Raw genomic sequence first — 8,160 nt, forward strand, 5'->3', positions numbered from 1 at the left:
CCAATTATACGAAAATAGTTAATCCTTTTAGTTATAAAAATATTTCATTATTGTTTTTATGAGCTAGACTATTATTGACGTGAACTGTGAGAAATCATTTTACGATAGTTCAATATGTTTATTATTAAATAAGGTTTCATAATTTCGCTACACGTGATTTTCTTCAATCCATTGTTATACATAGGGTTGTTAGTAGATAAGGTGTAGCACCATTTTGGAAAGTTATTTAAATAGTGTTATTTAAGGAGTTGTATATGAGTGCAAAAAATGAATTCAAAGCTTTTGCTATTAGTAATCGTGCCAATGTGTTAAGTCAACAAGGCTATGAAGCATATCCAGATTTGTTGATTGGGTTTCCTGATGATCAATATATTCCTCATCACGTATTAAATAAGATCTTGCGTCAAACATCAACCATATCATCTGCTGTAGCTGATTTTATTGCGACAGAATCTGACAGTGGGGTTTTGGATGATGGTGATGTATCTAAAATCACCGCAAAATTAAATGCAGTGTTACAACAAAAAATTAAAATAGAATCTGATAATCGATTTATTCGGTTAAATATAAATACAAAAACATCTGGTTGTATCTTATCTAAAACAGCAGATTTATATGACGACCAATCCCTGCGGGATTTATCATTGTCGGGTTTCTTGCGTCCAAATGGTTGGGCAGACTTGGGTGGTTTGGCAATTCATGTAGCTCACCCCAGTGCGGGGGTTCAACACTCAAGAGGAATTTCGTTTGAATACGGTAGTACATCTGGAGGTCAAAACGGGTTTGGAATACATACGTATGCATTTGACAAAGATGGTAAGTTTAAAGGTAAAAAAAGGATTTTAACGGAAGATGACAGTAATAAAGCGCTACTATCAGTAAATGGATGGTGGAGGTGTGGTGATACTGGAATGATTTATCAATGGGGCAATGCACCTATTGGTGATAATCAGGGAAAAATTGTAAATTTGCCTATTTCATTTCCAAATGAGTTATTATCGCTTCATGTAACAGCTATTTCTTCAGCACCAAACAAAAATATTGATACTTCTGCTTATGGAAAGCCATTAAATAGGTCTCAGATACATGTTTCTGTTTCATCAAATTACCATGATAATGATGTAAGTGGTGTTTACTTTTTTTCTATTGGTCATTAAGGAGAAGAAAAAATGTATTATTACAGTGCTAAAACAAACGCATTTTATCCCATAGAATTGAAACAAAATTATATTGCTTCTGGTTCATTGCCTGATGATATTATGGAAGTTAGTATTGATATTTATCAAGAATACGCTGCGAATAATGTACCAGAAGGAAAATATCGTATAGCAGGTCAAAATGGTTTACCGGAATGGGCCGATATTCCTCCACCAACAAAAGAGGAATTGCAGCAATATATTGAAAGTAAAAAACAACAATTTATTGTGGAAGCTAGCCAGCAGATAGCACCATTACAAGATGCTGTTGATTTAGGAATTGCGACTAAAGAAGAGGAAGCGGCTCTGTTGGTATGGAAAAAGTATAGAGTAATGCTGAACAGGATTGATACTTCACAGGCTGCCGATATTGAATGGCCGGAACAGCCAAAATAATGACATTGACCTGAATAAACAGATTATTCTTATAATGGTTTTGTTAACATTGAGTAATAAATCTGACTTGAAATTAGCACATAATATTGTTGCAAGATAATTGTTTGTAACAGGATATTGAACAGTGCAAAAGTAAACACTTCTTATCTCTAATTGATACCAAAAACGGGATGTTTTAAGTCAAGCTGCTATTAAAGTCTGAGTTCTGTATTTAACAGGACTCGGATTTTTTAATCTCAATATCGAATTAGCGATGTTTGAAGAACTTATCCAATTCCGCAGCGCGGGGCTAAATAGATGTGCTCAGATTATTCACAGTTGTGTAGCATCGGGCTGAATATTCCCTGATGACTTCGAGGAAATCAAGAGTTGAAAACATAATTAGTCTCCTGATGAGGGAATTGCAAGTTAGAAAAAATTCAGGTTGTAATTTTAACTTTAATGTATTTAGAATAATGCTGAAAAATCACCAATAGGAGTAGTGTATGAGAACACTAATAGGTTTTTTGGCATTAATACTGTATGGTGTGTCATTCCTATCATTCGGTGCGAGCTTTGATTGCGCAAAAGCCACCAGTAAGGCTGAAAAATTAATCTGCTCGACCCCGGCATTATCCCAAGCTGATGACAACCTATATATTAATTACCTTCAGGCCAAACTGGCTACAGACAACAATGCGGATTTTAAAGCTCTGGTAAAACAGAATTGGGAACTTCGCGAAAAATGCGTGGCAGTTGAATGTCTTCAAGACTGGTATCATCGGTCATCTGAAATGTACAGAAAGATTGCCGCAGATAAAGCAACAGAGAAGAACTGTTATAAAGAAAGGCAAAAAATTACGCTTGATGGCACATTGTTAAGGATTACCTATCCCGGCCCACCAAATTACGAAAGCGTGGAAAACGGGGATAGCCCTGAGACTTATTGGGTATTGCAACCGGATAAGGCAATAAAATGCGCTACAGGGGCACCAGAATTTGGGGATCGTAGTCTTATGCAACTGGTGGTTAAGGGTGAGTTTTATACCGTGTATCGAAGCCTTATCGGACACCGTGTGCGCGTAACCGGAACCATTATGTACGCGGTTACTGGACATCACCATACACCGATAATGCTTGAAACCCAACGAATTGAAGCTGCTAAATAATTTGGAAGTAATTAACGCAGGTATTTTGCTGAACAATAGCTAAGAAGTGGCTCTATCGTCCATCGGGTAATAAAGAATTGGATTGGTTATCAAGGTAAACTTCAGCGAGGTTTACTTGAACGTAAAATTATAGTTGTTGTCAAAGGTAATGGTTCAAAGAGCATTTGTGAGCAAATTCTTGTGACTGAAAATATCAAGACTCTAGCGAGGTGACTACATGAGCACATTAGCTAAAATTAATTCTGAGAGTAATTTCACTATATTCAAATTCAGGTCTCATGAAATCCGCGTGATCAATAAAGATGGCGAGCCGGGGTTTGTTGCTCACGATGTTTGCTCTGGAAATTCAAAATATCACGCAATCTATTGAAAGATTAGATGATGATGAGTGGTCTGTGTTTAATATAGGGCATCAGGATGATATTAATGTTGTTAGCGAATCAGGAATGTATACCTTAGTACTTCGTCGTCGTGATGCAATTAAGCAAGGATCTGTTCCTCATCAGTTCCGCAAGTGGGTAACTGGTGAAGTATTACCGGCAATTCGTAAGGCGGGAAGTGATCACAGTTCGATGATTTCTGGTTTATCATTTAATGGACGAATCTTAATGACAGTAGAAAATGGAACCGTAGCCAGTCAAAAGATATTACATTCTGATGAGAAGGTCTTAACCTTTGATACATTTATGGAGCTTGCTCAGAGAGCAGGCTATTTAATTATCCATAGGGAGAAATTTCTCAGCTTGCCTAACCAATGGTAGCTCTAAGCCAAGGATGGCTTAACTCTGTAACCCATTGAAACTGTTGGTGTTAGCTTTTGATAGTTTGTTGGAACCGAAATATTGCGATCATGTTCTTTACTGGGGATTGGAAGGATTTTCGCGGTTGCCATGTTAAGTTTGACTTGATATTGGTTCATTAAAAAAACGATGCAAGAACATTGCGCCTTGTCCGTCTTGGTTCTCACTCAAAACTTGGCTTATAGTAAACAATAAATCTCTTTGACAGATCAGAATCAATTAAAAAAATATAGCCCTGAGAAATGGGGTTATATTTTTGTATATGCACAGGATCGCAGTAAACCACATAAAAGGGGATTTTTTGAGTATTAAATTACTTTTTCATTAATGTAGCCCCATGTATGAGTTGCTATAAATTGGTATGGGAGATCATTCCTTTATAGATACTTCATTGTCAGCACTTATATCTACCTATATTTTCAGAATTGGAGACTCAAGTGCATTGATGAGATTGTGATATTCTTGAACACGGTAAATTAGGTGTTAGGGTAAAGATTTAGTATGGAACGTTAAGTAGGGAGAATTGTAGGAATATATAGAAGGAATAATAACTATACCCGTCATCTTTCAAGTTGCCTCTTTGTTGGCTGCACTCGCTCACCCCGGTCACATAGTTATCTATGCTCCCAGGGATTCACTCCCTTGCCGTCGCGATGCATCTTGAAATCCATAGGGTATAAATAATTTCCAGATGTATATTTTCGATCCTAAAATATTGGGATGCTTATTGCTGATAATGATACAAAAATATTTAACCTTAATAAGTAATAAGAATACTACATTATTATTTTTCTGAACTAGACTTTAATTTGTGTGAATTGCAAGGGGATTATTTTTACAATAATTTAATATATTGATTATAAAAGAATATTATTTAATTTAAGGAGAAAGTATATGAATCCTAAGAATGATTTTAAGGCTTTTTCTATTAATAATAATGCGAATGTAGTGAGTCAAGAAAGATATGAAGAAAGTAAGGATTTGCTGACTGGATTTCCACCAAATGATGCTCCTACTTATTTATTAAACAAAGTATTACGCCAATCATCAACGATATCATCTGTCGTGGCTGATTTTATTGCGACACAATCTGGTAATGATGTTCTGGATGATGGGAATATAGCTAAGCTCACCGCACAATTAGATAAAGCGTTAGAACAAAAAATTACAGCAGGCATTCCCGGTGCCTCATTAACACAAAAAGGTATTACTCAGCTTACAGATGTGACAGGTAACCGCAATACACTGGCAGCCACTCAGAAGTTAGTTACTGATGTAAATGATAACGCTAATAGTAAACTAGCCAAAAATCAAAACGGCGCAGACATTCCCGATAAAAATGCTTTTGTGAAAAACCTCAGCTTATTGGAAACGGTGCAAAAGGCAAATAATGCGGTACCGAGCAGCCGGAAAGTGAACGGGAAAGCGTTGACTGGGGATATCAATTTTAATGCGGGGGATATAGATACATATACCAAGGCAGAAGTGAATAATCTGATCAATGCAGTTAATAATATTCCTGTAGGTGTTCCTATGCCTTGGCCGACTGCCATACCGCCAACTGGGTGGCTGCAATGTAACGGTGCTGCCTTTGATAAGTCGAAATTTCCAGAATTAGCGAAGGCCTATCCTGATGGTAATTTACCAGATTTAAGGGGAGAGTTTATTCGTGGTTGGGATGATGGCCGAGGAGTTGATAAAGATCGCAAGCTCAACAGTAACCAGAGGTGTATGACAGAATATCACAAACATATGACTGCTTGGGGAGAGTCTGTCAACTATGATGGTTTTGGGATTTTTGGGGCTACAAATCAAAAAAATCACTCTGGAAATGCAGGTGCAATGGACAGGGATAACTTCTGGTACCATACAAACGATGGATCGGACTATGAAGGTATAGTTAATTCCCCTGGTGTCATGGGATCAGAAACCAGACCTCGCAATGTCGCGTTTAACTACATAGTGAGAGCAGCATAATAACAAAATAGAAATATTCTTTAGAACTGGAAGTAAAGGCTGGGCTAACCGACTTTATGTTTATGACTGATTTACAGTATGTCGTTGTATACGATTTATACCCGTCATCTTTCAAGTTGCCTCTTTGTTGGCTGCACTCACTCACCCCGGTCACATAGTTATCTATGCTCCCGGGGATTCGCTCCCTTGCCGTCGCGATGCATCTTGAAATCCATTGGGTATATAAGTATTTTTTGATTAAATATTAAGTAATTTAATGTTTTTAGATGAGGGGGATGATTTACTAATGGCTGTAAATGCCAGATATAGGATTGGGTTTTTCCCCAGTTTTTCCCCAACCAAATCCCAGCCATAAAAAAACCAACCATAAGAGGTTGGTTTTTTTAGGGAAATTTGGTCGGCATGATAGGATTTGAACCTACGACCCCCGACACCCCATGACGACAGTATTATTTGGTTCAAAGCCTTGTATGGTGCGGGTTTAGAGGGTTTTGACTGTGAATGCAAACAGTGCATAATCTGCAAAATCTGCATTATATACATCAATAAGTTAAGTCGAGTTTTTCCACGCATCAGACGGCTATTTCTGCATGAGGAACCTCAACCCAATCGACATGATTTTGAGTATAAATTTTTGTGGATTTAGCATCGGTATGTGCCATTCGAGCCTGGGGATCTATACCTAATTGATCGAACAAATGGGCTGCTAATGCACGGATTTCATGAAATGTGGGTTTTTGTTCAATGGATAAATGGGCTGCTACGCCTACTTTATCTCTTAAGTCTGAAAAGGCTCTACTTAGATAATCTGGGGCTACTTGGGTGGGATGTTGAACTTCTGCGCTGATTTTGCGCGGCATTCTTTTCGGTAGCCTATGGACGACATACGGGCTGGCAACGGAATCTCGGCTATCATCAATTATCTGCTTGAGTTTTTCTCCTATTGGTATAGCAACATGTGACGCTTCTTTGTCGTGGACTTTTTGCCTGTGAATATAGAGTGTTCCATAAATACCCTTTTGTGGTTCTTGATGCCATACGCAACCACAAACACCTTCTTGCGGGGATTTGATATTGTATCGTATGCGACCGACCTCCAGTCTCGCCTGAGTTGTTTGCAATGCCAGATCCATTGCTGTTCTTAACCAGGGTTCTGCTGCATTACGTATAAGCATGAAATCATCAAATGAAAGCCTGCGACGTTTCTTTTTATCAGTACGTTTCATTTTCTTACGTTCTGCCGGGTTGTCGAGCATTAATGATTCATCCATTGCGTAGCTGAATACTTTTTTTAAGAAAGAGACTTTTCTATTTTGAACGTTTGCTGACGCATCATTATGATAATATTTGATATAATTATTAACGTGTTCCAGTGATATTTCTGACGCCGGTATATCAGTAAAAAACGTCTTCATTCGTTCTATGTCATTTCGCCAGTCCGCCAGGGTATTATCAGACGGATTTTCATCTTTAACAATGCGGGAGAAAAGATTGTCAATATGATGATGAAAGGGAAGAGATTCTCCATATTTACCGCCCGATTCTTTAACTAGTAAATTGACGGATATAGATGATTCCGGCCTCATTATATTGTTATATTCTCTCGCTATGGCAATAGCGACAGCCTTGTCGCTACCAACACACTTCCTTTTTCCATTAACGAGAGTCAATCGGTATTCATTAACAGATTTATCGTAATAAAGAAAATCAGGTAAGTGCCTAAACTCCCTTTTTCTTGGTCTTGATGCCATTTTATGAATCCCTAATTAACTGGCTAACACGAGAAGAAATAGAAGATTCAACACCCCATCTCTCAGATGAATTAACCCAGATTGAGCCATCAATAATTTTTCCTTTTAATTTACCCATCTCTATCCAGTGTTTAATTGTTCTATTGTCTGGAACCGAATCTTTCTCAAACTCACGCCTTCCCCACGCGCTAGCTTTCATTAATTTAGTATTATTAATCATAATCTTACATAGCCCCTTTTAATTTGCCTGCAAACTCCTTAGCAATCAATTCAACTCTATCACTGAGTTGTTGCAGCGTTTTAATATCAGCATGATTGACATCAAGCATCAATATTCTGTTTGTTAATTCTGAAATTGTTGTATATTGAGCGAAGTTGACTAGCCTTTCTTTCCCTTTATGTGGCCCATGAGTCCATACCTGCCTTATATTTAAATAATATCGGTTCCTGCTATAAGTGATAGCGTATTTTCCTAAATATATCTTCATATTTCTTTCCTTATATTTCTCACATAATAAGACAACACTGACTTAGCGCTGAATGTCATCTGATGCTCAGACATAATTAATTTGAATCGCTGTGTATATTTATCGAGAATAGCGGTGACTGCTTTGTCATCGTATTTCGATAGTTGAGTGAGTTCATTTAAGCATTCCCTTGCTATTGCTCTGCGTCCGTTTTCAAGAGCTTGGTCATTCATCTAGATTAGATTTAGAATCAGTTATTTTCATTTTTATGATTCCATATCAAATCAGCTAGTTTGCTGCAAGATAAGTAACATGCTTCCGCTGATATTATTATTTGTTGCAATTTTTCTATATTCTTTTCCGTAATATTGATATGTTGATAAGTTACACCTTCTACATCTACTATACTTATTTCAAAAATATCA

At 37.4% G+C, this 8,160-nt stretch carries 7 protein-coding genes and 1 pseudogene; 5 read left to right on the top strand and 3 right to left on the bottom strand.

The window, feature by feature from the left end; translation table 11 throughout:
- The first annotated feature begins 254 nt into the window (after positions 1-254).
- The 5 genes and pseudogenes from ACGF5R_RS04090 to ACGF5R_RS04110 all read left to right on the top strand — a co-directional run bounded on the left by ACGF5R_RS04090 (position 255) and on the right by ACGF5R_RS04110 (position 5,517).
- Positions 255-1,157, top strand: a complete 903-nt coding sequence (locus ACGF5R_RS04090) for a hypothetical protein (RefSeq protein ID WP_262981696.1) — start codon at positions 255-257, stop codon at positions 1,155-1,157.
- A 12-nt stretch (positions 1,158-1,169) separates the two neighbouring features.
- Positions 1,170-1,592, top strand: coding sequence for a tail fiber assembly protein (locus ACGF5R_RS04095; RefSeq protein WP_387689866.1), 423 nt, complete (start codon positions 1,170-1,172; stop codon positions 1,590-1,592).
- A 485-nt stretch (positions 1,593-2,077) separates the two neighbouring features.
- Positions 2,078-2,740 carry a DUF4431 domain-containing protein gene (locus ACGF5R_RS04100; RefSeq protein WP_387689868.1) on the top strand — a complete coding sequence of 221 codons (663 nt, stop codon included), beginning with the start codon at positions 2,078-2,080 and terminating at the stop codon, positions 2,738-2,740.
- A 217-nt stretch (positions 2,741-2,957) separates the two neighbouring features.
- A pseudogene (locus ACGF5R_RS04105) lies at positions 2,958-3,297 on the top strand (Bro-N domain-containing protein); the annotation flags it as partial.
- Between the two features lie 1,137 nt (positions 3,298-4,434).
- Positions 4,435-5,517, top strand: a complete 1,083-nt coding sequence (locus ACGF5R_RS04110; protein ID WP_387689870.1) for a tail fiber protein — start codon at positions 4,435-4,437, stop codon at positions 5,515-5,517.
- 572 nt (positions 5,518-6,089) lie between these two features.
- On the opposite strand, the gene ACGF5R_RS04115 is transcribed toward ACGF5R_RS04110, so the two are convergent.
- The 3 genes from ACGF5R_RS04115 to ACGF5R_RS04125 are packed head-to-tail and all read right to left on the bottom strand — an operon-like array spanning position 6,090 to position 7,756.
- Positions 6,090-7,268, bottom strand: coding sequence for a phage integrase SAM-like domain-containing protein (locus tag ACGF5R_RS04115; protein WP_112878666.1), 1,179 nt, complete (start codon positions 7,266-7,268; stop codon positions 6,090-6,092).
- A gap of 1 nt (position 7,269) precedes the next feature.
- Positions 7,270-7,488, bottom strand: a complete 219-nt coding sequence (locus ACGF5R_RS04120) for a hypothetical protein (RefSeq protein WP_112878667.1) — start codon at positions 7,486-7,488, stop codon at positions 7,270-7,272.
- 4 nt (positions 7,489-7,492) lie between these two features.
- Positions 7,493-7,756, bottom strand: coding sequence for a hypothetical protein (locus ACGF5R_RS04125; protein ID WP_387689872.1), 264 nt, complete (start codon positions 7,754-7,756; stop codon positions 7,493-7,495).
- Positions 7,757-8,160 lie beyond the last annotated feature (404 nt).

It is taken from the genome of Photorhabdus sp. RM71S (assembly GCF_042879355.1).
Classification (GTDB): domain Bacteria; phylum Pseudomonadota; class Gammaproteobacteria; order Enterobacterales; family Enterobacteriaceae; genus Photorhabdus; species Photorhabdus kayaii.